The sequence below is a fragment of the Amycolatopsis acidiphila genome (genome assembly GCF_021391495.1).
GTDB lineage: Bacteria > Actinomycetota > Actinomycetes > Mycobacteriales > Pseudonocardiaceae > Amycolatopsis_E > Amycolatopsis_E acidiphila.
In genome coordinates this window covers 2,695,239-2,720,233 of the sequence record NZ_CP090063.1, presented here as the reverse complement: position 1 = coordinate 2,720,233, position 24,995 = coordinate 2,695,239, and the positions used below count along the sequence as shown (strand labels likewise).

The following is a 24,995-nucleotide window of genomic DNA, read 5'->3' as shown; positions in this document are numbered from 1 at the left end:
GCCGGGAAGGGGAACTGGCTAAAGCAGCCTGAGCTCGTGTGCCTTGGCGATGGCCTCGACCCTGTTCCGCGCGTTCAGTTTCTGCATCGCGGTCTGCAGATACGTCTTCACGGTGTTGCGGGCGAGCGCGAGCCGATCGGCGATCTCCGGATTGCTGTGCCCCATCGCGGCGAGCCGCAGCACCTCGTACTCCCGCTTGGTGAGGCCGACCCGGAACAGCAGTTCCGGGGTCGCGGAGGCGTGCCGGCCGGTCAGCCGGGGATCGACGACCCGGACCCCGCGGGCCACCCGGCGCACCGCCGTGGCGAAGTCCCCGCCGGTGATGTCCTTGACCAGACAGCCGTCCGCGCCCGCCTCGATCAGCACATCGATCGCGCCGTGATCGGCGAACGCGGTGAACAGCAGGATCTTCACGCGCGGCGCGACCCGCCGCAGCTGGGTGACGAGCTCGGGCGCCGGCACGTCCGGCAGGCGCAGGTCCAGCAGGATCACGTCGGCGGCGACCTCCTGCGCGACCTTGATCGCCTCGTGCCCCGTACTCGCGCCGCCCACCACGGTGATCGCCGGATCCTCGGCGGCGAGCAGCTCGACACCACCGCGGATCACCGGATGGTCGTCCACCACGAGCACCCGGACGTTGCTGTGGTCAGACATCGTCGGCACCCTCGGCCACGCAGGGCACCCAGGCCCGCACGGTCGTGCCGCCGTCCTCGTTGCCGACGACCGACATGCCGCCGCCCACCCGTTCCATCCGGCGCACGGACAGCGGCAGGCCGAGGTGGCCCGCCTTGGCCAGGTCACCGGTGGCCCAGCCGTGCCCGTCATCGGCGACCGCGACGGTGAGCCGCCCGGCCGCCACCACGACGCTCACGACCACAGTGGACGCCTGGGCGTGCTTCTCGACGTTGACCAGCGCCTCGCGCACGACGCTGTTCAGCGCCTCCGTCCGGCCCGGTGCCAGCTCCGGGATCTCCGCGAGCGCCACGAACGAGGCCGGCAGCCCGGTCCGCTCCTCGAAGGCCTCGCAGTCCTCCTGGATGACCACCGCGAGCCGGCGCTCCGGGGGCTGTTCGTTCAGGTGGGCCAGCGAGTTGCGCAGCAGCGCGCTCACCGACGCGACCTGCCGCTGCACCTCGTCGAGCCGGTCCCGGATCCGGTCGAGGTCGTCCATCGACCGCAGGCTGCGGAGCTCGGCACCGATGCGGAAGAGCACCGGGCTGACCGAGTCGTGCAGGTCGGCCGCCATCCGACGCCGCTCGGCGTCCAGCGCCACTCCCGTCTGCAGCTTCGCCCGCTCCGAGCTGACCAGGGTCACCGAAGCGACGGCCGCCGCCTCCTCGAGCCGCGCGATCACCTGGTCGCCGAAGGAGGCCTCGGTGCGGATGCCGACGTACACGGCGCCGAGCACTTCCCCGTCGTAGATCATGGGGACGGCCAGCATCGCACCGAGACCCTCCCGCGCGACCAGCTCGTCGAAGTCGTGCGTGATCGCGTCCGATGTGCGGTAGTCGCGCACCCACACCGGCCGCCGCTGGGCGATGCTCTTGCCGCCCAGCCCGACGCCCTCGGGCACGACAAGCCGGTGCAGTGCCGTGCTCGTCGTGCCCTGCCAGCTCCGGTGCACCAGCCGGCGCCCCGACTCGAGCCGGCCGACCAGGGACATGTCGAACTCGCCCAGCTCCCGGATCCGGCGCGCCACCGACTTCATCGCGACCGAGTCGTCCGACAGGACGAGCAGCTCGGAATGCCGCGAGGCGAGCTGCTCCAGCAGCACTTCCGCGGGGGTTTCCGGCGTACGCGTCATCGCGCTCTCTCCTGGTCGAGGTCTTGGCCATAGTAACCCGGATGATCTACAACTCCGCCGGTTCGAGCACGCCCCGCAGCGCCAGGAGGCTCTCCAGCAGGAAGTAGTCACCCCAAACCAGCTCCGCGTCGGTGGCCACCCCGCGCTTGGGATCGAAGCAGCCTCCGGTGAGCATGCCCGGCCGGCGGTGGTCCCCCGCACCGGTCGGCGTGACGAACGTGGTCAGGGTGTCCACCATCGCGGCGGCGTGCTCCCGGTACCGCGGACGATCCGGGACCAGCGCGGCCAGCTTGAGCAGTGCGGCCGCGGCGATGGCGGTCGCGGAGGTGTCCCGCGGCTCGGCCGGCCCGGCACTGAAATCCCAAGGTGCGATGCGGTCGGCGGGCAGCTGCTCGAGCCACCAGTCCGCGGCCGTCGTCGCCGGTTCGACGAACTCGGGGCCCACCCAGCGGGCGGCCTGGGCGAAGCCGAGCATCGCCCAGGCCTGGGCGCGGGCCCACGTGCTGTCGTCGGAGCGTCCCTTGTGGGTGTAGCGCCGCAACAGGGTCCCGTCCCACTCGTCGAAGGCAGCGGACTGGCACACGGAACCGTCCTCGCGCAGGCAGTACTCGACATGGCGCTGCGCGTGCGCGCGGGCCATGTCCGCCAGCTCCGGCCGGTCCGTCTCCCGCGCGGCCCAGGCGAGCAGCGCAACGGTGCCGGGCACGGCGTCGATGTTGGCGGCACCGGCGCCGACCGCGTCGGATTCCTCGGCCTGGCTGCCGAGCGGGATCAGCCCCGCGTCGTGGTTGAAGCTCGAGGCGAGCCCCTGCGCGCCGGCGAGCGCCGCCTCACGTGTGGTTTCACTCTTCCCGGTGAAGTGTGCGACTCCCGCGCCGTAGAAGAACAGGAAACCGCGGAACGCCGTGTCCGAGTGCGCCCGGACCGTGAGCCGCTCCGCCACGTCGTCGGCCAGCCGCGCGTGCCGCCGCGCACCGGAATCGACGGCCGCCAGCGCGAGGAGGCCGCCCCAGAAGCCGCCGGTCCAGAACCCGTCCGCACTGCGGGTCCAGACGCCCGTGTCCGTGTCGGCGTAGTTCGGGAAGCCCGTTGCCACGTCGGCCGCGGTCTCGTCGATCCGCAGCCGCATCCGCCGCGAAGCTTCGTCCCACCGCCCGCTCACGACCGGTCTCCGCTCACCAGCACCGGCTTGAGGGTCCGGCCCGCGCGCATGTCCGCCAGCGCCTCGTTGGCCCGCTCCAGCGGATAGGCGGTGACCAGCCGGTCCAGGTCGAAGCGCGCGGCGAGGCTGGGCAGGGACAGCACGTAGTCCAGGTGGTTCCGCGGCGAGAACGCCCAGCTGCCGAGCACCCGCAGCTGCTTGCGGGTGATGTGGTGCGGGTTGAGCATCGTCGGCCCGTGGTCGGTGTACTGGCCGACCACCAGGTACTTGCCGCCGCGCCGGGTCATGTCCATGCCTTCGGCGACCGCGGCCGGCACCCCGGTCGCCTCGATGACGAGGTCCGCGCCGCGCCCGTCCGGCGTCTCCGCCAGCACCTTCGCCAGCCGGGCCTGCTGGTCGGTCTCGGTGAAGATGTCGAGGTGCACGTCGCCGACCCCGATCTCCCGTGCGACTTCGAGCCGGTTGGCCGGCCCGCCGACGATGATCACCTTGCTCGCACCGGCGACGGCGGCGAACATGGCCGCCGCCATGCCGACCGGCCCGCTGCCCTGGACCACCACGACATCGCCTTCGCGGGGTCTGCCGATGTCCAGCACCGCGTGCACCACGGTCGGGCCGGCGCAACCGAGTGCGATCACCTGCTGCGGCCGGATGCCCTCGGGCAGCTTGACGATGGTGGAGCCGGGCTGCAGGTAGATCTGCTCCGACCAGCCACCGGACAGGTGCGGGGGCTGGGCGCAACTCTGGTTGATGCCGTAGACCTTGCGGGTCTCGCACAGCGACGGCTCGCCCTCGGTCGCACAGTAGAAGCAGCTGCCGCACGGGATGTTCGACGCCCAGGACACCAGGTCGCCTTCCCGCAGGGGTGCGCCGGTGGCGTCGGTCGAAACCCCTGCACCGAGCTCCCGGACGCGGCCGACCGCCTCGTGGCCGAGCACGACCGGCAGCGGGATCGCCATCCGGCCCTGCTGAAGGTGCATGTCGGTGCCGCAGACACCGGCGTGGCTGACGTCGGCCACCACCGCACCCGGTCCGGGTCGCACCCCGGGGAACCGGGTGACCTCCAGGTCCGCGCCGAACTCCTTCAGCACCAAGGCATTGCGCTCGTTCATCGGGATCCTCCTCGCTGGGTGGGCTCGAACGTCCTCATCGGACGGCCCCGCTCGCGCGCAGTCGCGCGAGGTCGTCGTCGGTGAAGCCGAACTCGCGCAACACCGGTTCGGTGTGCTCGCCCACGTCGGCGACGCCCCGCCTGATCGTGGCCGGGGTCCGGGACAGCTTGACCGGGTTGCCGAGAATGCGGGTCGTCCGCCGCCCGCCGACCTCGACCTGGGTGATCGTGCCGTTCTCGAGCACCTGAGGGTGCGCCAGTGCCTCCTCGAGCGTCAGCAGCGGCGCGGAGAGCAGATCGGCGGCGTCGAACCGCTGAATCGCCTCGTCCGTGGTGAGCGTGCGGACGGTGTCCCGCAGGAACTCGTTGGCCCTGTCCTTGTTGCGGGCCTGCAGGTCCGCGGTGGCGAACTCGGGGCGACGGCTGAGATCCTCCATCTCGAGTGCCTTGCACACCAGGTGCAGTGCGTTCTCCCGGAACAGCCCGAGCACGGTGACCATGCCGTCGCTGGTCTCGAAGATCCCGCTGTACCAGTCGGTGACCCAGTTCGTCTCACGCTGGTACATCAGCAGTGACGCGCTTTCCAGCGTCTGCAGCGCCAGCGCCGTGTCGAGCAGGTTGACGCTCACCTGCTGCCCGCGGCCGGAACGCTCCCGCTCCAGCAGGGCAGCGAGAATCCCTTGTGCCAGTGCCATTCCCGACGCGTAGTCGACCACGGGAACCGGCAGGATGTGCGCGGTCAGGTTCGGGTCGCCGACCGTGCGGGCCATGCCGCTCAGCGACTGGGCGAGCATGTCCTGCCCCGCCTTGTGCGCGTACGGTCCGGTCTCCCCGAAGCCGGAAGCCGAAGCGTAGACCAGCTTCGGGTAGCGCTCGGCCAGGTCTTCGTAGGTCAGGCCGAGCCTGCGCACCGCGGCCGGCCGGTAGCTGTGCACCAGCACGTCGGCCTGCGCCAGCAACCGGTGCAGCGCCTCCATTCCCTCCCGGGTCTTGAGGTTGAGCGAGACGCTGCGCTTGTTCCGGTTCACCGCGACGAAGTAGGAGCAGGGTTCGCCCGTCTCCCCCGCCGCGCGGTCCAGCGACCGCATCATGTCGCCGCCGATCCCACGCTCGACCTTGACCACCTCGGCGCCGAAGTCGCCGAGCACCTGCGCCGCGAGCGGACCCTGCATGATCTCGCCGAGGTCGAGGACGCGGATCCCGTCGAGTGCCCGGGTCATGACCGCGCCTGCCCGGCGTAGACGTCCTTCGCGATGACCAGCCGCTGGATCTGGTTGGTACCCTCGTAGATCTGGGTGATCTTCACGTCGCGCATCATGCGTTCCACCGGGTAGTCGCGGGTGAATCCGTAGCCGCCGTGCAGTTGCAGGGCGTCCGTGGTCACCGACATCGCGTTGTCGCTGCAGAGCAGCTTCGCCATGGAGACCCGGGACCGCGCCCGTGGGTCGCCCGCGGTGATCAGCGCGACCGCGTCGTAGAGCAGCGCACGGGCGGACTCGATCTTCACCGCCATGTCGGCGACCATGCCCCGCAGCAGCTGGAATCGGGACAGCGACTGCCCGAACTGCTGGCGATCGCAGGTGTAGGCGACGGCGGCGTCGAAGGCACCCTGAGCGATCCCGAGCGCCTGTGCGGCGATCAGCGCACGGCTGACATTGAGCTCGCCGTTGATGTAGCGGTAGCCCTGCGTCGGGTCGGCGACGACACGGCTGCCGGGGATCCGGCAGTCCTCCAGGATGACGTCGGTCGTCGGGCTTCCCCGCATGCCCATCTTCTTCTCGTGCGGGCCGAAGGACATCCCGGCATCGTCGTTGCGGACCATGAAGACGCCGAAGTCCTTCTCGCCGGTCCGGGCGAGCACGGCGTACCACTCGGCCCACGGGGCGTTGCTGATGAACCGCTTCTGTCCGTTGAGGACCCAGTCGCCACCGTCCCGGGTCGCGGTGGTCCTGATGCCGGACAGGTCGGAGCCCACCGTCGGCTCGGTCATGCACCAGGCGGCGCCCGCCTCGCCCCCGGCGACCCGCGGCACGACCTCGGCACGCAGCTCGTCCGAGCCATGACTGACCACTGTGGACGTTCCCGCCCAGTTGACCAGCAGCACCAGCGCGGAGCTGGCACAGGCCGCAGCCACCTCCTCGACGGCGATCACCTGGGAGAGCAGATCGGCGCCGGAACCGCCCAGCTTCTCGTCGTAGGGCAGGCCCGGCAGGTCCGCCGCGCGCAGTGCTGCCCAGGCCTCCTCGGGGAAACGCTCCTTGTCGTCCACGTCCGCGGCGTGAGGCGCGATCTTGTCCGCCGCCAGCCGGCGCACGCTGGACCGGAAGTCCTCGTACTCGGTGTCCATGTTCTTCTTGCTCCTCAACGGTTTTCGAAGTACCGGTTCACATCGGCGGCCAGCGCAGGCCCGTGACTGCACTGCCGTCGCGGGGTCCCGCCGCCCTGCCCGCTTCCTCGGCGGACAGGCCGAACCGGGCGAGCACCCGCTCGGTCGCGTCGGCGGTGTCGGTCGGCCCGGGCGCCGCGGCGGTCCGGGAGTACACCGGCACCGCCGGCACGGACTCCGGGCGAAATCCCTGGTAGCGCTCGGCGATCTGGTCGAACCCGCCCAGCTCGTGCGGTTCGAGGACCGGCGTGACACACGCGTCGATCTCGGCGAAGAACTTCGTCCACTCCGCCATCGGGCGCTGCCGGAAGGCGTTGCTCAGCCGCGCCTCGATCCCGGCGAAGTTGGCCGGGTCGAAGTGGTCGGGCACCGCACCCAGGTCGAGTGCCTGCCAGAGGTTCGCGAAGAAAGCGTTTTCCAGCGCGCCGACCGCCACGTACCGGCCATCGGCACACTCGTAGCAGCGGTAGGCCGGCATCGACCCGGTGAGCACACCATCGCCGCGCCGCGGCAGCGCACCCCCGCCCCAGTCGGTGAAGTTCATGCCCATCATGGACAGCACCCCGTCGACCATGGCCGCGTCCAGATACTGCCCGCGGCCGGAGCGCTCCCGTTCGTAGAGCGCGCCGACGATGCCGAACGCCGCGAGCAGGCCGCCACCGGCGAAGTCGGCGACCAGGTTCAGCGGGGGCACCGGCGGGCCGCCGGGCGGCCCGAAGGTGCCCAGCGCGCCGCCGATCGCGAGATAGTTGATGTCGTGACCGGCGCGCTGGGAGAGCGGTCCGGTCTGGCCGTAACCGGTGACACTGCAGTAGACCAGGCGTGGATTGAGCGCGCTGAGCTCCGCGTACCCCGCGCCGAGGCGATCAGCCACCCCGGGCCGGAAGCCCTCCATGAGCACATCGGACTCGGCGACCAGCCGGTGCAGGGCGGTGCGGCCCTCGGCGGTCTTCAGGTCGAGCGTGACGAATTCCTTGCCCCGGGACAGCGCCGGCACCGGCAGGCCGGAGCGGCCGCCGCCGATCGCGATCACCTCGGCGCCGAGATCGGCCAGCAGCATGCTGCCGTACGGGCCCGGAGCGAGCCTGGTCATGTCGAGCACCCGGATTCCGGCGAGCGGTCCTGCCGCCCGGCCGGTCATCGAGTACCCCCTGCGGACACGGAAAGAACTGCGGAACGAAGCAAAACTGTCCTCCTCAGCGAGGTCGCGGGTGGCCGCGATGGATCGATGCTCGCCCAGGCCGCGGCCAAGCCGGTACCTCCACCTGGAGGTACCGGTTTCGGTGGGCCGGCTGTGATCGTGAGGAGCCACGGATTCCCGTGCTGCCAGAACTTTCGGCCATTCGGCGAGCAAGAGGAGCGATGATGCCTGCCCCCGCGAGTGCGGACACCACCTGTGCGGAGTACGAGAAGGTGCTGGCGACGGCCCAGGCGGCCGCGCCGGTGCTCGCGGCGATGCCCTTGACCGAACGCGCCGGCTTGTTGCGCGCCGTCGCCGGTGCGCTGCGCACACATGAGGACGAGCTGGTGCCGCGGGCCGACACGGACAGCTCTCTCGGCGTGCCCCGGCTCGCCGGCGAGGTCGAACGTACCGCCGGGCAGCTCGAGATGTTCGCCGATGCCGTCGAGGAAGGCTCGTGGCTGGAAGCGATCATCGACCGCGCCGACGCGAGCGCACCGCGCCCGGACCTGCGGCGGATGCTGATCCCGCTCGGCCCGGTCGCGGTGTTCGGCGCGAGCAACTTCCCGTTCGCCTTCGGGCTCGCCGGGGGCGACACCGCGTCGGCGCTGGCCGCGGGCTGCCCGGTGGTCGCGAAGGCACATCCCGCACAGCCCCGGCTGTCGGGTGCCTACGCACGGGTGGTCATCGACGCCTTGCGTGCCGCCGGTGCGCCCGAGGGCACGTTCGCCGTGGTCCACGGGATGGAAAACGGACGCAAGCTGGTGACCGACGCCCGGATCGCCGCCGTCGCCTTCACCGGCTCCACGGCGGGCGGGCGGGCACTGGCCGACCTGGCCGCGGCGCGGCCCTCCCCCATTCCGTTCTACGGGGAGCTGGGCAGCCTCAATCCGGTGTTCGTCACCCGCGAAGCGGCCCGGGTCCGCGGCAAGGAGATCGTCGGCGGCTTCCTGGCGTCGATGTCACTGGGCGGCGGTCAGTTCTGCACCAAGCCGGGTGTGTTGTTCGTGCCGGCGGGGTACGGGCTGGAAGACCTGATCGCCGCCGAGGCGGCCACGGCTCCGATGCGGTTGCTGCACAAGGGCATCGGCACCGCGTTCCGGGCCGAGGCCGCGCGACTCGCCGCCCACCCGGCGGTCCAGCCGCTGAGCGTGCCCGAGCAGGACGCCGCGGACGAGGCGGTCGTGCGACCCGTCCTGGTCAGCACCACCGCCACGGAGCTCGCCCGGCATCCCGGGCAGTTGCTCGTCGAGTGTTTCGGGCCGTTCGCGCTGGTCGTCGCCTACACCGACGACGCGGAGCCGGCTGCCGCGGCGGACCTGATGGACGGCAATCTCACCGCGACGGTGCACGGCGAACCGAGCGGCGACGCCGCCGCGCCGGCCCTGCTGCGCACCTTGACCGGCACCGCGGGGCGGGTCATCTGGAACGGCTGGCCGACCGGCGTGACGGTCGGCTGGGCGCAGCACCACGGCGGCCCGTATCCGGCGACGACTTCGGTGCACACCTCAGTAGGGGTCACCGCGATGCGCCGGTTCCTGCGCCCGGTCGCCTACCAGTCGGTGCCCGACGCGTTCCTGCCGCCCGCGTTGCGCGACGCGAACGACCTCCGCATCCCGCGGCGGGTGGACGGTGCGCTCACAGCCGCACCGGTGACCGCGCCGGGGTAGCGGCGGTCACGCGGAACGCACGTCGTCGGCGCCCACCGAGCGGAGCCACGCCGCCGCGTCCTCGGCGGAGCACAGCGGCCGGTCGAGAGTGCTCACCACCTCGTCGGCACCCGCCCCGGCGAACGCGTCCGGCGCGTGGCCGGCCGGCACGGCGACCGAGCAGCGCGGAGGCCGTGTCCGGCCGAGCCGCCGGCACAACTCGTCCAGCTGCACACGCCTGCGCTGGACCTGGCCGGGAACCGCGGTCGTCAACCAGCTCTCGGCCAGTTCGGCGGCGAGCCGGGCCGGCCCGGCGCCGGACCCGAACACGATGACCGGCAGGGGCTCCACCAGCCCGCTCACCTCCTCGACGAGGCGTTCCGCGGCCGTGACCGGGCCGAACGGGCCGAGGTCGTCGGCGAGCGGGCCCACGCCGAGCACGAACCGCCGGCCGCTGACGTACTGCAGCGTGCGGGCCGCCTCCACCACCCGGGACGAATCGTGCGACCGCGTCAGGCAGCAGATCCGCGTGTTCCTGGTCCGCGCGGCGATCGCGGCGCAGAGGGTGAAGTCGTCCATGACGTAGCACGTGTCGCAGCCGGCCTCGTCGAGGGCGCGCCAGGTCCTCTCGACCTCGGCAAGGGGTTCGCCGCCCAGGCAGAGCAGCGCACTGGCCGTGCTCACGCGGAGTCCATCTCCTCGGCCGCGGCCTGCACCGCGTCGACGATGCCCACGTAGCCGGTGCAGCGGCAGATGTTGCCGGAGAGTTCCTCGCGGATGCGTTCGCGGCACGGCCGGGTCTCGCGGTGCAGCAGGTCGAGTGCGGACATCAGCATGCCGGGCGTGCAGAATCCGCACTGGAGCCCGTGGTGCGCGGAGAAGGCCTCCTGCAGCGGGTGCAGCGTGCCGTCGTCCCCGGCCAGGCCTTCCACGGTGGTGATGGAACTGCCGTCGGCCTGTACCGCGAGCATCAGGCACGCGCGCACGGGCTCGCCGTCGACGAGGACGGTGCACGCACCACAGACCCCGTGCTCGCAGCCGAGATGGGTGCCGGTGAGCCCGAGGTCGTCGCGCAACGCGTCGGCGAGGGTGCGGCGCGGTTCGACATCCGCTTCGTGGCGGGTTCCGTTGACGGTGAATTCGACGTTCATGCGGCGGCTCGCTCGGTGTCCGGGGTCAGGGCGCGGCGGGTGAACTCCTCGGTCATGGCGCGGCGATACTCGGCCGAGGCGTGGATGTCACCGGAAGGGGTGACCGCGGCGGCGGCCGCGGCGGCCACTTGCTCGACCGGGGCGCCGTCGTTGAGCAGGTGCTCGGCCTCGGCGGGCCGCAGCGGGACGCCGCCGACACCGCCGAGTGCCAGCCGCCACCGGCCCGCGACCTCGGCGGCGACCACGGTCACCAGCCCGAAATCGCCGTGCCGCCGGGAGAATTCGGCGAACCCCCACCGCTGTGGCGAAGGGAGGTCGATCGCGGTGATCATCTCGTCCTCGGCGAGCGTGGTTTCCAGCGGGCCGGTGAACAACTCGGTCGCGGTGGTGGCGCGGGTGCCGCCGGGGCCGGCGATGTGGATCGTCGCCTCGAGCGCGGCGGCCACCACGGGCAGTTCGGCCGCGGGGTCGGCGTGGGCGATGCTGCCGCCGCTCGTGCCCCGGGACCGGATCGCGGTGTGCCCGATCCAGCGGGCGGCTTCGGCCAGCAGCGGATGCGCGGTCTGCCCGGCGAGCCGGGCGTGCCGCACGAGCGCGCCGAGCCGGACGCCGCCGTCCACGGGCGTGATCGTGGACAGCCCGGGGATCCGGTTGATGTCCACCAGCAACCGGGGCCTGGCCATCCGGAGCGCGAGGACCGGCAGCAGGCTCTGCCCGCCGGCGATGATCTTGCCATCGCCGTCGGCGTCGGCCAGCGCACGCACGGCCTCGCCGACGCTGTGGGCTCTGAGGTAGTCGAACGGTGCGGGCTTCATGACAACCTTTCAGCGGCCGCGGAATCGGGGGGCACGTTTCTCGGCGCGAGCGAGTTTGCTTTCGGCGAAGTCCTCGCTGCGCCAGCAGGCGTCGAACGCCTCGTCCAGCGCCGGGCCCCAGGGCTCGGGCTCGAACAGGGACTCCAGCGCGACCTTCGAATAACGCAGCGAGAGCGGAGCGAACCCGGCGATCTCCGTCGCCCAGGCCAGGGCATCGTCGAGCGAACCGGTGCGGTCGGCGAGGCCGCACCGGCGGGCCGCTTCGGCGTCGAGGTTTTCGCAACCGAGCAGCAGGGCGCGGGCGGGGCCGCCGCCGGCGAGCAGGGCCAGGCGGCGGATCGTCCAGGGATCGACCGCGAGGCCGTTGCGCGCGGTCGGCACGGCGAAGGTCGCCGACGGCGCGGCGACCCGCAGATCGCAGGCGATCGCGAGCTGTGCACCCGCACCGATCGCCGGCCCGTTCACCGCGGCGAGCACCGGAACGGGAAGCGCGGTGATGGTGCGCAGCGCGCCGTAGAGGGCTACCCGGAAGCCGTCGCCGTAGACGCCACCGAGATCGGCGCCGGAACAGAAACTCGTGCCCCGGCCGGTCACGACCAGTGCCCGGACCTCGGCCGCCGCCAGCTTTTCCACCGCCGCACGCAGAGCGTCGAGGTGCTCGACGTCCAGCGCGTTGCGCTTCTCGTGCCGGTCGAGCACGATCAGCCCGACCTCGTCGCGGATTTCCGTGGTGATCATCGCAGTGCTTCCCAGACGACCGCGGGCGTGAGCGGCAGGTGGGTGACCCGCACGCCGAGGGCGTCGGTGAGTGCGCCGGCCAGGACTGCGTTGGGCCCGAGCGTGCCGCCCTCCCCCACCCCGCGGACGCCCAGCGGGTTGTCCGCGGGCTTGGACAGGTGCTCTATGACGAGGTCGGGCACTTCGGCGCTGGTGGGCATCAGGTAGTCCATCAGCGTGCCGGTGGACAGGTTCCCGGCCTCGTCGTAGATCAGATGCTCGTACAGCGCCCCACCGAGGCCCTGGGCGATCGACCCGGCGATCTGGCCTTCGACCACCTGCGGGTTGATGACCGTGCCGGCGTCCTCGACGCACACCCACTTCAGGATCCGCAGCTCGCCCGTGGTGCGGTCGACCTCGATGACCGCGGCCTGCGCCCCGGCCGCGAAGGCACCACGGATCGGGTCGTAGAACCGGGTGGCCTCGAGGCCGGGCTCGATCCCCTGGGGCAGCCGGTTCGACTCGAGGTAGGCGACCCGGGCCAGTTCGGCGAGCGTGCCCAGCGGCTTCTGCTCGCCCGCGACCCGGATCTCCCCACCGGTCACGCTGAGGTCGTCCGCGTCGGTCTCGTACAGTTCTGCGGCGAGCCGGAGGATCTTCTCCCGCACCCTGGTGCCGGCCCGGTGCGCCGCGCCACCGCCGATCACGGCCTGGCGCGAGGAAAAAGCACCGAAGCCCCACAAGGACTCGTTGGTGTCGCCGATGCGGACTTCCACGTCCTCGTAGGGCACTCCGACGGCGTCGGCCACGATCTGGGCGACCGTGGTCTCCAGCCCCTGTCCCTGCGAGGTGACGCCGGAGAGCACGGTGACCCGGCCGTCGGGGTTGACCCGGACGGTGCAGGCGTCGTGCCCGGTGCGGAACGGCATGCGAGGCCCGGCGGCCGCGGCGCGGCCGAGTCCGGTCAGCTCGTTGTAGCAGGCCAGCCCGAGACCGATCGGGTTCTCCCCGGCCTCCCGGCGCCGTGTCTGCTCGGCGCGGAACTCGTCGTACCCGATCGTCGCCACGGCCTTCTCGAGGCATTCGCCGTACCAGCCGGAGTCGTCGACAAGGCGCGAGGGCATCCGGTACGGGATTTCGGCCGGGGTGATGAGGTTGCGCCGCCGGATGTCCAAAGCGGACATGCCCAGCCGTTGCGCGGCGTCGTCCAGCAACGACTCCATGGCGAACACGCTCGCCGGGCGGGCCACGCCACGGTAGGGCCCGGACGGCGCGGTGTTCGTGGCCACCCCACGGACGGTGCACCGGTAGTGCTGCAGCCGGTACGGCCCGGACAGCAGGCCGCCGGCCATCAGCGGTTCGATGCCCGCGGTCCAGGGATAGACCGAGTAGGCACCCACGTTGCAGGTCACGTCGGCGTCGAGGGCCAGCAGCTCGCCGTCGGCGCTGAACCCGGCTTTCACCAGGTAGCGGTGGTCACGGGCGTGGGTGGCCGCGAGCAGGTGCTCGGCCCGGTCTTCCACCCACTTCACCGGGAAGCCGCGCATCTGCCGGGCCATCACGCACAACGCGACGTCCTCGGGATAGAGCACGGCCTTGGTGCCGAAGCCGCCGCCGACATCGGGCGCGATCACGCGCACGTTGCCCTCGGGCAGGCCGAGCAGCTCCGCGAGCATGTTGCGCGCGATGTGCGGGACCTGCGTGCCGGACCAGAACGTCAGCCTCTCGCCGTCCCACAGGGCGACGCCCGCCCGGCATTCCATCGGGTTGCCGGCGTGCCGGTTGGTCACCAGCTCGCGCTCGACCACGAGGTGCGCACCGGCCAGTGCTTCGGGCACCTCGCCGGTGTCGAACGTCCGCTGCAGCAGGACGTTGTCCGGCGCCTCGGCGTGGACCGGTTCCTCCGGCGTCAGCCAGGCCGTGACCGTCGCCGGCAGCGGCTCGTAGTCGACGTCGATCAGCTCCAGGGCGTCCTCGGCCAGGTAGCGGTCCTCCGCGATCACCGCCGCCACGGGTTCGCCGGAGAAACGGACCTTGTCCCGGGCCAGGATCGGCTGTTCGGTTTCCACATAGGACGGTAAGGCCGACAGCGCACGCAGGGTGACCGCGGCGAAGTCCGGCAGGTCACCGGTGAACACCCCGTGCACCCGGGGTGCCGAGCGCGCCGCCGTCGCGTCGATGCGGCTGATCTTCGCGTGCCCGTAGGGACTGCGCAGGAACGCGACATGCCGCATCCGCGGCAGCTGCAGGTCCGAGACGTAGTGGCCGCGGCCGGTGAGCAGCCGCGTGTCCTCCTTGCGGCGGACCACCCGGCCGATGGCGGGCTGATCGTTGGGCGTCACGGTGGTGCTCACGGCATGGTGTAGCCGCCGTTGACCGACACCACTTGCCCGGTGGTCCAGGACGAGAGCGGCGAGGCCAGCAGCAGCACGGTCGGGGTGATGTCCTCGGGGCGGCCCAGCCGCCGCAGCGGGTAGGCGGAGAGGATCTTCTTCATCTTCGCGTCGTCGGCGTTGCCGGTGTGCGAGTCCAGGCTCGCGGTCTGCACGAGTGCGATCGACACGGCGTTCGCCCGGATCTGGTAGCGGGCCAGCTCCTTGGCCAGCGACTTGGTCAGCCCGACCGTGGTCGAGCGGGTGGTCGCGGTGACCAGCAGCCGGGACTCCCCCACGCGGCCGGAGTCGCCCATCAGGCTCACGATCGCACCGCCGCCGTTGTCGGCCATCTGCCTCGCGACGGCCTGCGTGACCCGCAGCGTGCCCGCCACCGTGACGCCGATCTGGGGCGCCCAGTCCTCCTCGGTGGTCTCCAGGAACGGCTTGCTCTGGGTCGCGGCGGCGTTGTTGACCAGGATGTCGACCGGGCCCAGCTGCGCCTTGACCTCTTCGACGGCCCGCGTCACCGAGTCGCCGTCCTGCAGGTTGGCACCGACCGCGACGGCCTTCACCCCGAGTGCGGCGGCTTCCTTGGCCGCGGCCTCGGCGCCGTCGGCCGATGAGTTGTAGTGGAAGGCGACGTTGGCGCCCTCCCCCGCGAAGGCCAGCCCGATCGCGCGCCCGAGGCCCTGTCCGGCGCCGGTGACGAGCACGTTCTTGCCGCTGAGTTGAAGATCCATGGGTGTTTCCCTTCTAGATGAACCGGAACCGGCGCTCGCCCTCGACCGTGACCAGCCGCCCGGACGGGAAATGGGCGGCGGCAAGCACGTCGGACCGGTCGGTGGCCGCGTCGGCCAGCTCCGCCCGCACCTTCTTCGCCGCGGCCGGATCGACGTCGAACACCGCTTCCCAGGTGGGGTCGGTGAGTTCCACGGTGGAGTGCGCGACGTCGCCGAGCAGCAACGCACGCTCGCCTTCGCTGGACACGACGAAGACCGTGGAACCCGGGGTGTGCCCGGGCACGTGCCGGGTGTCCAGACCGGGCGCCAGCGTCGTGTCGGCCTCGAAGGTCTCCAGCCGGTCGGTCAGTGGCGAAAGCTTGCGCACGGCGCCGGGTTCGGCGCCGGGGCCTTCCACGAAGTGGGCCCAGTCCGCCCGGTGCACCCGGTAGGTCGCGTTCGGGAACACGACCTGGCCCTTCTTCGTGGCCCAGCCGACGTGGTCGAAGTGCAGGTGGGTGAACACCACGTCGGTGACGTCTCCGGGAGCGACGCCCAGTGCGTGCAGGCTCTCCAGGAACTGGCCGCCGTGGTACTTGTCGTTGTTGATCGTGCCGACGCCGGCGTCGATCAGCACCACCCGTCCGGCCGTGCGCAGCAGGAACCCGCCGAGGGTCAGCTCGAGGTTCCCCGCGTCGTCGAGCAGGTGCCCGTGGCAAGCCCAGGCGTCGGGCACGCCCGGGCGGCTCAGGACCTCGTGAGCGGGTTCCTGGCCGTAGCCGTCGTAGACCGGTTCGAGGGCCAGCGCGCCGATCCTCATCGCGCCTCTCCCGGGGTGACGAGGGTGCGGATTCCCTGTCCTGAAGCCATCTCCTGCAGCGCACGCTCCACGTCGGCCAGACCGCCGTGCCCGGTGACCATCGCGGCGAGATCCAGCCGCCCGGCCCGGACGTGCTCGAAGTACCGCGGCAGGTCGTGGCCGGCGTCCAGCGAACCGGCGACGCAGCCGACGAGCGTGCGGGCGAAGTGGAACAGTTCCAGCGCGCTGAAGCTGACCTTGTCGTCCTTGCCGCCGATGCCGACGACACAGGCGCTGCCGCCGCGCCGGGTCATGCCCCACGCGTCGCGGATGGTGCGGGCCGAGCCGACGCAGTCGAAGGCGTAGTCCACGCCCTGCTTGCCGGTCAGCGCGCGCACGGCCTTCTTCGTCTCGTCGTCCGCGGGCACGAAGTGGTCCGCACCCAGCTTGGTGGCCAGGCCGGCTTTGTCGGCGTTGCGGTCGACGGCGATGATCGTGCTCGCCCCGGCGAGCTTCGCGCCCTGGATGGCGGCCAGGCCGACCCCGCCCAGCCCGATGACCAGTACCGAGGAGCCCGGCACGACGGCGGCGGTCTTGGTCACCGCACCTACGCCTGTGGTGACGGCGCAGCCGAGCAGCGCCGCGTCGGCCGAGCTGATGTCGTCGGGCACCTTGACCGCGGCGGCCGCCGGCACGACGGTCTGCTCGGCGAACGATCCGACCGTCAGCCCGGGATAGACCGGCTCTCCCTGCGCATCCAGGGCGTAGGGCTCGTTGCCGCGCGCCGAGCCGTTGACGCACAGGTGTGCCTCGCCGCGTCCACAGTGGACGCAGTCGCCGCAGGGCGTGATCCACAGCAGGATCACCCGGTCGCCCTCGCTCAGCCCGGTCACCTCGGCGCCGGTCTCGAGGACCGTGCCACAAGCCTCGTGCCCGAGCACCGCCGGCAGCGGCTGCGCGAGCACCCCACGGGCGAGCGACAGGTCGGAGTGACAGACACCGGTCGCGTCCACCCGCACCCGGACATCCCCGGGACCCACGTCCCGCAGGCGAATGCGCTCCACCGCCATCGGCTGGTCCGGTGCACGCAGCACCACGGCGTCGACCTCGACGCGATATCCCTCGCTCACAGCTGCACCGCCTTGACCTCGAGCACGTCGTCGATGCCGTAGTCACCGATCTCCCGGCCGAGACCGGACTGCTTGTACCCGCCGAAGGGCGCCCGCGGGTTGAACGGCGCGGCGTTGACGTCGATCTGCCCGGTGCGGATGCGCGCGGCCCAGCCCAGCGCCCGTTCCTTGTCCTCGATCCAGAGCGCGCCGCCGAGACCGTAGATGGAGTCGTTGGCGAGCTCGATCGCGTGGTCGTCGGACTCCGCGGCCAGGATCGACAGCACCGGACCGAAGACCTCCTCCTGAGCCAGGCGGGAATCCGGATCCACCTCGCTGTACACGGTCGGCGTCACGAAGTGGCCCTTCTCCGGCAGCGGCACCGCGCCGGTGACGGCCTTGGCGGTGCCGGGCACCAGGAAGCTCTCGACCTCCTTGCGCTGCCCCGCCGAGATCAACGGCCCGAGCCGCTCCCCCGGCACGTACTTCGCGGCCGCGGCCGCGGCCAGCTCCTCCACCTGGGCCAGCCGGGAGGTGGGCACGATCAGCCGGGACAGCGCGGTGCAGGTCTGGCCGCCGTTGAGGAAGCAGTTGGCGACGGTCACCTTGACCGCCTTGGCCAGCAGCTCGTCCGACACATCGGACAGCACGACGCTGGCGGACTTGCCGCCCAGCTCCAGCGTGACGCCCTTGACGGTGTCGGCGGCGGCAGCGGCGACCTGACGCCCGACCGCGGTCGACCCGGTGAACGAGACGTGGTCGACCAGGGGGTGACGGGTCAGCTGGTCTCCGACATCACGGCCACCACCGGTGACGAGGTTGAAGACGCCGGGCGGGAACCCTGCCGCCTCGAAGGCTCGCGCCAGTTCGAACGCCGTCAGCGGAGTCAGCGCGGCGGGCTTGAGCACCACCGTGCAGCCGGCCGCGAGCGCGGGCACCACCTTGACGATGATCTGGTGCAGCGGCAGGTTCCACGGCGTGATCGCGGCGACCACGCCGACCGGCTCGCGCAGGATCACCGAGTTGTCGCGCCGCCACTGGAAGGGAAACTCCTCCAACGCGTCCGCGGTACGGGCGATCACCCCGAGCGGGGTGTCCACATGCAACTTCCGCGCGAGCGGGGGCGGTGAGCCCTGCTCCCGGGTGATCAGCGCCGCGAAGGTCTCCGCGCGATCGGCGATCACGTCGCACAGGCGCCGCAACGCGTCCACTCGATCCTGGACCGGCGTGTTCGCCCAGCCGTCGAACGCGGCTCGGGCGGCACCGACAGCCTGGTCGACCTCGGCGGGCGAAGCCTGGACGACGACACCGGTCGTCTCTTCGGTGGCGGGGTTTTCGACCTCGCACTCGCTGCCACCGCCGGCGACCCAGTCACCACCGATGTAGAGCGCGGGCTCACGGATCAGCTCGGCGGTCATCGAGTCGCCTCCTCGGAATCGGGCCGGCCCGACAAGGCCGGGAAAGACAGGTTGATCACGACCGGCGCCTGCGCCGACGGCACGCGACGGCCCTTGCGCGCCAGGAGAATTCCGACGATCAGCGCCAGGAGAGCACCGGCCGCCGGGATCGCGCGCTTGGCGATCGTGCCGCCCATGCTGGACATGACGTCGAGCGGTTCGACATCGGCGAGATCGACGGGTTTCGCCGCCGCGGTGGGCGTGGTGGCGCCGCCGGAGGCGAACTCGTCCTCGAGACGCCGCACGAACTGCCCGAGGAGCTTGTTGCTCACGTCGGCGATCACACCGCGCCCGAACTGGGCCACCCGGCCCGAGAGGGCGAGGTCCGTCCGGACGTCGACCTTGGTGCCGTCGCCCTGCTGGGTCAGGGTCGCCGTGACGGTCGCCGCGGCGTTGCCCTGTCCGCCGACATCCTTGCCCTCGGCCCTGATCACCGCCCGGTAGGCCTGGTCGTCCTTCTCCACGAACCGGGCGATGCCCTGGTACTGCGCGGAAACCGGGCCGACCTTGATCTTCACCGCGCCGCGGTAGGCATCGCCCTCGACACCCAGCAGCGCCGCACCGGGCAGGCACGGGGCGACCCGCTCCAGGTCCGTCAGCACTTTCCAGGTGTCCTCGACCGGGAGGTTGACGGTGAAGGTGTTGGAGAGATCCACGAACACCACCTTACTAATTAACGTTAGTTTGCATCGTAGGCGCAGCGGGATGCCGGGTCAACCGGCGATCCGTCTCAGCCGGCGAAAGCGCTCAGTCGTTCCTGCAACCGGAAGCGCATGATCTTGCCGGAGCCGGTGCGCGGGATGGCGTCGATCTCCAGGATGTCCGCGGGCACCTTGAACCGGGACAGCTCACGCCCGCACAGCTCGAGCAGTGCCGCGACGTCCAGCACTCCCGGCTGTTCGGGCACGACGAAGGCGACCGGCACCTCACCGAGATCCGGGTGCTTGCGGGCGACCACCGCCGCGTCCGCCACCCCACCGGCTTTCAGCAGGACGGCTTCGACTTCGGCGGGATAGATGTTCTCCCCGCCGCGAATGATCAGTTCCTTCGTGCGGCCGCTGATCGTGAGGAACCCGTTGGCGTCCCGGCGACCCAGATCGCCGGTGCGGTACCAGCCGTGCCGCAGCACCTCGGCGGTCGCGTCGGTGCGATTGTGATAGCCCCGCATGACGTTCGGCCCGCTCACCCACAGCTCGCCCTCCTCCCCCACACCGACGTCCTCGCCGGTGACCGGGTCCACGAGGCGCACGCCGACGCCGGGCACGGGCAGGCCGCACGACCCGAGCACCCGGCCCCCGACCGGCCAGTTCATGGTGACCATGGTCGAGGTCTCGGTGATGCCGTACCCCTCCAGCAGCCGCACGCCGAACACCTGCTCGAACTCGGCGTTGAGCGCCGCCGGCATGATCGCGCCGGCGGAAACGCACAGCCGCAAGGTGTCGCCGCGGAAGCCGCTTTCCCCGGCGCCGTGCACGAGGTACTGGAACATCGTCGGGACGCCCGGCAGCACCGTGAACGGTTCGGCGGCGAGCAGTTCGAAGACGCGTGACGTGGAGAACCTCGGCAGGATCCGCTCGGTGGCGCCGACCGCGAACACCCCCAGCACGCACAGATCGAGCGCGTACGAGTGGAACAGGGGCAACGGGCAGAGCACCTGGTCCTCCGCGGACAGTCCGGCGATCGGCGCCCAGCACGCCGCGACCACCCACAGGCAGCTTCGCTGCGTCAGCAGCACCCCTTTGGGGCGGCCGGTGGTGCCCGAGGTGTAGAGCATCCAGGCGGTGTCGTCGAGGTCGAGATCATCCCGCGGCGCGGACGCGGGCTCGGTCGTCGCCAGCTGCTCGTAGGATCGCGCGTCCGGGACTTCCCGGTCCCCGGTGAGCAGGATGAGCACGTCGCCGCGCTCGCCGATCAGCGCGCGGACCCGGGCGAGGTGCGCTTCGTCCGTGATCACCACGTGCGCGTCGCTGTCCGCGAGCAGGTAGCCGATCTCGGAAGGGGCCGCGTCGGGGTTCACGCAGACACCGACCACGCTCGCCCGGGTCGTCGCCAGGTACGACTCCGCCGTCTCCACGCTGTTGTCCAGGTAGATCAGCACGCGCTCGCCGCGCGCCACCCCGGCCTCGACAAGATGCCCGGCCAGCCGGCGGGTGCGCTCGGCGAGGGCCGCGTAGGTCACCGACCGGCGGTCGTCGTAGAAGGCGACCTTGTCCTGGAACCGCTCCGCGTGTTCCACCAGCAACTGGGGAATGGGGCGGATCAACTCGACTCTGAGCATCGACACTCCTGGGTGCTCGCTGGCCACATGATGAGCCACCGTATTAACTAATGATAGTTAGTGTCGAGTCTAGTGAGCCGGCTGACAAGGGGCAAGCAACGAACTCAGCCGAGCCCGGCCACGCGAAGCGCGTAGGTGCTGTAGGTGTCGGCGACCGTCTCCGCGGACTGCGGGCCGTCCTCCCGGAACCAGCGCGCGATGCTGACGCACATCTCCAGGATCCCGAACGCGGCCAGCGTCGACTCGGGTTCGTCGAACCGGCCCTCCCGCACGCCCTCGTCGATCAGGCCCTTGATGGCCTGCGCATGACGGCGGCGCAGCTCCAGCACCCGGGAGCGGGCAGGCTCCTCGACGCTGGCGATGTCCCGGTTGACGATCAGCGCTTCCCGCCGATGGGTCGCGTGCCGCAGGGCGTAGACCCGGGCCGCGCGCCGCAGCCGTTCGACGACGTCGTCCACTCCCTCGACCGCCTGCTCGTAGTCGGCCCACACCTGCTCGGTGGTCTCGGAAACGATGTCGCGCAGGAGATCCTGCTTGGCGCGCATGTGGTTGTACAGGCTCGGCGTGCGGATGCCGAGTACGCCGGCGATCTGGCTGAGCGCCGTGCCGTGATAGCCGCGCTCCGCGAACAACGTCAGCGCGGCCTCGCGAACGGCCGCGGGGTTCACCGTGGTCTTCGCCTCGGGCTGGTCGATCGGCACCTTGGAAGCCATGCCTCCATGATTCCAGGGCGCACCGTGCCCCATGACGGCACGCCACCCTTGGCCGCGGGTTCGGAACCAGCCGTTCCTGCCGCAACTCGACCCAACCGCCGAGCGAGATGGACCAGGCGGCTCCGACTGAACAGCGGCCGGCACACCACTTGGCTCAGGCTTGCCCAATATCGGTCGGTAGGCCGGCCGGGCCGGGACCGACCACCACGCCCGGGACGTCCTCACCCCGCCGGGCGAGGGTGCCTAGCTCCTGTTCCAGGACGCGTTCGGCTGGACCGATCCACTCAGGCCTGGTCGTTGCCGCCGTGGCCGCCGTCGGCGCGCTCGCGCTCCGCGGCGGGTGGCTGACCGAGCCATGCGGGCGCAGGCAGTCGTGCCACCTCCCTGTTCGTGCTGCCGTTCCCGTAGAATGCGCTTACTGTTATCGGCTGCTGGGAGGCTCGTGTGGCGGTGACGCTCGCGGATGTCGCGAAGCGTGCCGGAGTGTCCTCGGCGACGGTCTCGCGGGTGCTGAACGGGAATTACCCGGTTGCGGCCAGAACCCGGCAGCGGGTGTTGCGGGCCGTCAGCGAGCTCAACTACGTCGTGAACGCCTACGCCCGGGCGCTGGCGGTCAATATGTCGGACATGCTGGGCGTCGTGGTCAACGACGTGTCGGATCCTTTCTTCGGGCTGCTGGCGGGCGCGATCCAAGGGGAAGCATCCCGTGAGGATCTGCTGGCCGTCATCTGCAACACCGGGGGGTCGCCGGTCGAGGAGTTGCGCTACGTGGAGCTCCTGCTCCGTCAGCGGACCCGGGCGATCGTGCTGGCCGGTGGTTGTGTGGACGATGCGGACTACCTGACAGAGCTGGCCGGGCTGATCGATCAGGCCGCGTCGGCGGGAACCCGGGTCGTGCTGTGCGGCCGGCCGCCGATCGAAGGAGCCCGGGCCGTCACGCTGAACTTCGACAACCGCGGCGGCGCGCGTTCGCTCACGCGGCACCTGCTCGCGATGGGGCACCGGCGCATCGGCTACATCACCGGTCCACCACGGCACTCCACGACCACAGAGCGGCTACAGGGACACCGGGAGGCGCTCGCCCAGCACGACGTGCCCTGGGACGAGGGCCTGGCACTCGACGGCGGAGCCTTCGACCGGGAACGCGGGTGGGAGGCGGCCGCACGGTTGCTGGCGTTGCCCGACCGGCCCACCGCCATCATCGGGGCGAACGACAGCATCGCGCTCGGCGTGCTGGCCGCTGTCCGGGAAAGCGGTCTGCAGGTCCCGAAGGACGTCTCGGTCGCCGGTTTCGACGACCTGCCGTTCGGGCTCGACGCCTATCCCTCGCTCACCACAGTTCGCCTTCCGTTGCTCGACGCCGGACGGCGGGCCGGCCGGATCGCCGCCGGCTTGGACCAGGCCGAGCCCGGCGCGGTGAGCACGATTCGGCCGGAACTGATCGTCCGGGACTCGGTCGCCGGCCCGGCGTCCTGACCTGGCGAACCTTCACCGAGCCGACCGGAAGCGCTTACTCACCACACGCTCCCCCATAGTCCGTCTGTTCCAGCACTTTGCTTGACAGTTGTCTGCGCCTGTGCGACGTTTGAAGAAAGCGCTTACTACTGCGAAGGGGCTGACTTGTTCAAACTCGGCGCGTTCAGCGACGACCTGGCCAGCGAGTTCGAGGCCGCTGCGGGACTGGCCGCCGGGCAAGGCCTGGATGGCGTGGCCGTGCGCAATGTCGGCGGTCGCAACATCGTGGACGTCGACGTCCCGGACGTGCGAGTGATCAAGCGGCAGGCCGACGCGCACGGGTTGGAGATCGCGTCAGTCGGTTCGCAATACGGTCGCGACTGCTACGTGGACAGCGACGACGATCAGCGCAGGGCCGAGCAGCAGCTCGAACGGGCGCTTCGGGCGGCGGAGCTTCTCGACGCCCCGCTCGTCCGGATCTTCGCGCTATGGCTGCCGGGCCAGGAGCCGCTGCCGGAGTGGCACCGGCGCCCCCAGTACCCCGATTGCCTGCCCGCGGTCGTGGCACGGCTGCGCTCGTCGGTGCGGATGGCGGAACGAGCCGGGATCACCCTGATGATCGAGCTCGAGGGCGCCAGCTACGCAGGACGCGCCACGGAGGCCCGGCAGCTGATCGAAGCACTGGATTCGCCGTCGGTCGCCTTGTGCTGGGACGTCTGCAACGGGTGGTGGTCCGGCGAGCAGCCGTGGGAGGACGGCTACCGCGAGGCGACCCAGGTCCGCATCGTCGACGTGCAGACCAAGGACGTGCCGGCGACCCCGGAAGATCCCGCCAGGCCGACATTCGGCAGGGCCGTGGTCGGCGAAGGCGACGTGCCCTACGCCAAGATCATTCCTGCCCTGATCGCCTCCGGCTACGAGGGGTACTTCACCGTCGAGCGCGTCCACCATCCGCGCAAACCCGAGGAGCAGCCGGAACTCCAGCAGGCCACCCTCGCCGACATCCGCAACCTGAAGGCGCTCGTCGCGGCCGGCTCCCGGCAGGAGGTGCGGCACCGTGGCTGAACCGGTCGGCTTCGCCCTGGTAGGACTCGGTTACGGCGCTACGCGATGCCAGATGCTGGCGGAGACTCCGACGGCCAGGCTCGCGGCCGTCGTGGACGCCAACGCCGAACGCGCACGTGAGTACGGCGAGCGCTACGACGTGCCGTGGTTCACCGACGTGTCCGGCGCGCTCACGCGCGACGATGTCGACGTCGTCGGTATCTACACCCCCAGCGGGTTGCATCTCGACCTCGCGGCCGCGGTCGCGAACGCCGGCAAGCACGTCCTGCTGACCAAGCCGATGGAGGTGAACCTGGCCCGTTCCGACGCCATCGCGGACACCTGCGCCGACGCGGGGGTCGAACTCTTCGGCGAGTTCTACCTTCGTTACTACGAGGACAACTGGCGGCTGAAGAACGCCATCGACAGCGGCGTCCTCGGCAGGCTGATCCTGGGCGAGTTCGGGTTCAAGTGCTTCCGTCCGGACGAGTACTACCGCTCCGACGGCGCCTGGCGCCAGACCTGGGAGCTCAACGGTGGTGGCGTGGTGATGAACCAGGCGATCCACGCGATCGACAAACTCACCTGGTGCATGGGCGAGGTGGAGTCCGTGCATGCGGTCACCGGCACCTACGCCCATGACATCCCGGTGGAAGACACCGCGGTCGCCGCGCTCACGCTGCGATCCGGCGCCATGGCGGTCCTGGTGGCCACCTCGACGTTCCGCACCACCAGCGGGATGGACGACATCTACGGCGGCGGCTTCACCACGCGCGCCGAGGTCAACGGCGACCGAGGGAGCCTGTCTCTCCTCGACGATGTGCTGACCATGGAGAAGTTCGACCAGGGCAGCCTGGGCCGGTTCGACGGCAAACCGCTCAATGTCTTCGACGACATCGCGGGAGCACTCACGGAAGCGGGGTACGAGTCGGCCACGCTGGCGCGCGGTGAGCAGGCCCGGCGTCCGGTGGAGATCGCGATGGCGATCTACGACTCGGCACGTGCCGGGAAGCCGGTGCGGATCTCCGACTATCGCCGCGACGCGGTCGGCGAAGCCCTCACCTGAGCCAC

General features: G+C 71.1%; 23 protein-coding genes. 4 read left to right on the top strand and 19 right to left on the bottom strand.

Annotation, left to right across the window (positions count from 1 at the left end):
- Positions 1-18: 18 nt before the first annotated feature.
- The 7 genes from LWP59_RS13175 to LWP59_RS13145 are packed head-to-tail and all read right to left on the bottom strand — an operon-like array spanning position 19 to position 7,604.
- Positions 19-654: a response regulator transcription factor gene (locus LWP59_RS13175; RefSeq protein ID WP_144633503.1), complete on the bottom strand. Its 636-nt coding sequence runs from the start codon at positions 652-654 to the stop codon at positions 19-21.
- Positions 647-1,804: a GAF domain-containing sensor histidine kinase gene (locus LWP59_RS13170; protein ID WP_144633500.1), complete on the bottom strand. Its 1,158-nt coding sequence runs from the start codon at positions 1,802-1,804 to the stop codon at positions 647-649. Before LWP59_RS13170 ends, LWP59_RS13175 begins: the two co-directional genes overlap by 8 nt.
- 46 nt (positions 1,805-1,850) lie before the next feature.
- A complete protein-coding gene (locus LWP59_RS13165; RefSeq protein ID WP_229858004.1) occupies positions 1,851-2,966 on the bottom strand; it encodes a glycoside hydrolase family 88 protein in 1,116 nt (371 codons plus the stop codon).
- Positions 2,963-4,078: a zinc-binding dehydrogenase gene (locus tag LWP59_RS13160; RefSeq protein WP_144633497.1), complete on the bottom strand. Its 1,116-nt coding sequence runs from the start codon at positions 4,076-4,078 to the stop codon at positions 2,963-2,965. Before LWP59_RS13160 ends, LWP59_RS13165 begins: the two co-directional genes overlap by 4 nt.
- 34 nt (positions 4,079-4,112) lie before the next feature.
- Positions 4,113-5,297 (bottom strand): CaiB/BaiF CoA transferase family protein, encoded by a 1,185-nt coding sequence (locus LWP59_RS13155; RefSeq protein ID WP_144633494.1) that lies wholly within the window; start codon positions 5,295-5,297, stop codon positions 4,113-4,115.
- Complete coding sequence (locus tag LWP59_RS13150) at positions 5,294-6,424, bottom strand: acyl-CoA dehydrogenase family protein (protein WP_144633491.1); 1,131 nt, start codon at positions 6,422-6,424, stop codon at positions 5,294-5,296. The genes LWP59_RS13155 and LWP59_RS13150 overlap by 4 nt, the downstream gene beginning before the upstream one ends.
- Before the next feature lie 37 nt (positions 6,425-6,461).
- Positions 6,462-7,604, bottom strand: a complete 1,143-nt coding sequence (locus tag LWP59_RS13145) for a CaiB/BaiF CoA transferase family protein (RefSeq protein WP_144633488.1) — start codon at positions 7,602-7,604, stop codon at positions 6,462-6,464.
- Between the two features lie 224 nt (positions 7,605-7,828).
- Between LWP59_RS13145 and LWP59_RS13140 the strand changes: the two genes are divergently transcribed.
- On the top strand, positions 7,829-9,313 hold the full coding sequence (locus LWP59_RS13140; RefSeq protein WP_144633485.1) for an aldehyde dehydrogenase (NADP(+)): 1,485 nt from the start codon (positions 7,829-7,831) through the stop codon (positions 9,311-9,313).
- 6 nt (positions 9,314-9,319) lie between these two features.
- Here LWP59_RS13140 and LWP59_RS13135 read toward each other — a convergent pair whose 3' ends face one another.
- The 12 genes from LWP59_RS13135 to LWP59_RS13080 form a co-directional block, all read right to left on the bottom strand.
- Positions 9,320-9,976 (bottom strand): LLM class flavin-dependent oxidoreductase, encoded by a 657-nt coding sequence (locus tag LWP59_RS13135; protein WP_186383049.1) that lies wholly within the window; start codon positions 9,974-9,976, stop codon positions 9,320-9,322.
- The gene (locus LWP59_RS13130) at positions 9,973-10,443 is read right to left on the bottom strand and encodes a (2Fe-2S)-binding protein (RefSeq protein WP_144633479.1); all 471 of its coding nucleotides are present in this window, start codon (positions 10,441-10,443) and stop codon (positions 9,973-9,975) included. The genes LWP59_RS13135 and LWP59_RS13130 overlap by 4 nt, the downstream gene beginning before the upstream one ends.
- A complete protein-coding gene (locus LWP59_RS13125) occupies positions 10,440-11,258 on the bottom strand; it encodes an FAD binding domain-containing protein (RefSeq protein ID WP_144633476.1) in 819 nt (272 codons plus the stop codon). The genes LWP59_RS13130 and LWP59_RS13125 overlap by 4 nt, the downstream gene beginning before the upstream one ends.
- A 9-nt stretch (positions 11,259-11,267) precedes the next feature.
- Positions 11,268-11,996 carry an enoyl-CoA hydratase gene (locus LWP59_RS13120; RefSeq protein ID WP_144633473.1) on the bottom strand — a complete coding sequence of 243 codons (729 nt, stop codon included), beginning with the start codon at positions 11,994-11,996 and terminating at the stop codon, positions 11,268-11,270.
- A complete protein-coding gene (locus tag LWP59_RS13115; protein ID WP_144633470.1) occupies positions 11,993-14,329 on the bottom strand; it encodes a xanthine dehydrogenase family protein molybdopterin-binding subunit in 2,337 nt (778 codons plus the stop codon). The genes LWP59_RS13120 and LWP59_RS13115 overlap by 4 nt, the downstream gene beginning before the upstream one ends.
- Positions 14,326-15,090 carry an SDR family NAD(P)-dependent oxidoreductase gene (locus LWP59_RS13110; protein WP_144633467.1) on the bottom strand — a complete coding sequence of 255 codons (765 nt, stop codon included), beginning with the start codon at positions 15,088-15,090 and terminating at the stop codon, positions 14,326-14,328. Before LWP59_RS13110 ends, LWP59_RS13115 begins: the two co-directional genes overlap by 4 nt.
- Positions 15,091-15,103: 13 nt before the next feature.
- Positions 15,104-15,889, bottom strand: a complete 786-nt coding sequence (locus LWP59_RS13105; protein ID WP_144633464.1) for an MBL fold metallo-hydrolase — start codon at positions 15,887-15,889, stop codon at positions 15,104-15,106.
- The gene (locus LWP59_RS13100; RefSeq protein ID WP_222425416.1) at positions 15,886-16,998 is read right to left on the bottom strand and encodes a zinc-binding dehydrogenase; all 1,113 of its coding nucleotides are present in this window, start codon (positions 16,996-16,998) and stop codon (positions 15,886-15,888) included. The genes LWP59_RS13105 and LWP59_RS13100 overlap by 4 nt, the downstream gene beginning before the upstream one ends.
- Positions 16,995-18,395: an aldehyde dehydrogenase family protein gene (locus LWP59_RS13095; RefSeq protein WP_144633461.1), complete on the bottom strand. Its 1,401-nt coding sequence runs from the start codon at positions 18,393-18,395 to the stop codon at positions 16,995-16,997. The genes LWP59_RS13100 and LWP59_RS13095 overlap by 4 nt, the downstream gene beginning before the upstream one ends.
- Positions 18,392-19,090 (bottom strand): SRPBCC family protein, encoded by a 699-nt coding sequence (locus tag LWP59_RS13090; protein ID WP_144633458.1) that lies wholly within the window; start codon positions 19,088-19,090, stop codon positions 18,392-18,394. Before LWP59_RS13090 ends, LWP59_RS13095 begins: the two co-directional genes overlap by 4 nt.
- A 74-nt stretch (positions 19,091-19,164) precedes the next feature.
- Positions 19,165-20,712: a class I adenylate-forming enzyme family protein gene (locus tag LWP59_RS13085; RefSeq protein ID WP_144633455.1), complete on the bottom strand. Its 1,548-nt coding sequence runs from the start codon at positions 20,710-20,712 to the stop codon at positions 19,165-19,167.
- Positions 20,713-20,816: 104 nt separating this feature from the next.
- Positions 20,817-21,425, bottom strand: a complete 609-nt coding sequence (locus LWP59_RS13080; protein ID WP_144633451.1) for a TetR/AcrR family transcriptional regulator — start codon at positions 21,423-21,425, stop codon at positions 20,817-20,819.
- A gap of 444 nt (positions 21,426-21,869) precedes the next feature.
- Between LWP59_RS13080 and LWP59_RS13075 the strand changes: the two genes are divergently transcribed.
- The 3 genes from LWP59_RS13075 (at position 21,870) to LWP59_RS13065 (ending at position 24,990) form a co-directional block, all read left to right on the top strand.
- Entirely contained in the window at positions 21,870-22,901 is a 1,032-nt protein-coding gene (locus LWP59_RS13075; RefSeq protein ID WP_144633448.1) for a LacI family DNA-binding transcriptional regulator, read from the top strand.
- Positions 22,902-23,045: 144 nt separating this feature from the next.
- Positions 23,046-23,945, top strand: a complete 900-nt coding sequence (locus LWP59_RS13070) for a sugar phosphate isomerase/epimerase family protein (protein WP_186383048.1) — start codon at positions 23,046-23,048, stop codon at positions 23,943-23,945.
- The gene (locus tag LWP59_RS13065) at positions 23,938-24,990 is read left to right on the top strand and encodes a Gfo/Idh/MocA family protein (RefSeq protein WP_144633443.1); all 1,053 of its coding nucleotides are present in this window, start codon (positions 23,938-23,940) and stop codon (positions 24,988-24,990) included. Before LWP59_RS13070 ends, LWP59_RS13065 begins: the two co-directional genes overlap by 8 nt.
- The last annotated feature ends 5 nt before the right edge of the window (positions 24,991-24,995 follow it).

Excerpts from the sequence above, each read along its gene's own strand:
- LWP59_RS13175 (WP_144633503.1), bottom strand. The coding sequence starts at position 654 with ATGTCTGACCACAGCAACGTCCGGGTGCTCGTGGTGGACGACCATCCG.
- LWP59_RS13170 (WP_144633500.1), bottom strand. The coding sequence starts at position 1,804 with ATGACGCGTACGCCGGAAACCCCCGCGGAAGTGCTGCTGGAGCAGCTC.
- LWP59_RS13160 (WP_144633497.1), bottom strand. The coding sequence starts at position 4,078 with ATGAACGAGCGCAATGCCTTGGTGCTGAAGGAGTTCGGCGCGGACCTG.
- LWP59_RS13155 (WP_144633494.1), bottom strand. The coding sequence starts at position 5,297 with ATGACCCGGGCACTCGACGGGATCCGCGTCCTCGACCTCGGCGAGATC.
- LWP59_RS13150 (WP_144633491.1), bottom strand. The coding sequence starts at position 6,424 with ATGGACACCGAGTACGAGGACTTCCGGTCCAGCGTGCGCCGGCTGGCG.
- LWP59_RS13145 (WP_144633488.1), bottom strand. The coding sequence starts at position 7,604 with ATGACCGGCCGGGCGGCAGGACCGCTCGCCGGAATCCGGGTGCTCGAC.
- LWP59_RS13140 (WP_144633485.1), top strand. The coding sequence starts at position 7,829 with ATGCCTGCCCCCGCGAGTGCGGACACCACCTGTGCGGAGTACGAGAAG.
- LWP59_RS13130 (WP_144633479.1), bottom strand. The coding sequence starts at position 10,443 with ATGAACGTCGAATTCACCGTCAACGGAACCCGCCACGAAGCGGATGTC.
- LWP59_RS13125 (WP_144633476.1), bottom strand. The coding sequence starts at position 11,258 with ATGAAGCCCGCACCGTTCGACTACCTCAGAGCCCACAGCGTCGGCGAG.
- LWP59_RS13120 (WP_144633473.1), bottom strand. The coding sequence starts at position 11,996 with ATGATCACCACGGAAATCCGCGACGAGGTCGGGCTGATCGTGCTCGAC.
- LWP59_RS13110 (WP_144633467.1), bottom strand. The coding sequence starts at position 15,090 with ATGGATCTTCAACTCAGCGGCAAGAACGTGCTCGTCACCGGCGCCGGA.
- LWP59_RS13105 (WP_144633464.1), bottom strand. The coding sequence starts at position 15,889 with ATGAGGATCGGCGCGCTGGCCCTCGAACCGGTCTACGACGGCTACGGC.
- LWP59_RS13095 (WP_144633461.1), bottom strand. The coding sequence starts at position 18,395 with ATGACCGCCGAGCTGATCCGTGAGCCCGCGCTCTACATCGGTGGTGAC.
- LWP59_RS13085 (WP_144633455.1), bottom strand. The coding sequence starts at position 20,712 with ATGCTCAGAGTCGAGTTGATCCGCCCCATTCCCCAGTTGCTGGTGGAA.
- LWP59_RS13080 (WP_144633451.1), bottom strand. The coding sequence starts at position 21,425 with ATGGCTTCCAAGGTGCCGATCGACCAGCCCGAGGCGAAGACCACGGTG.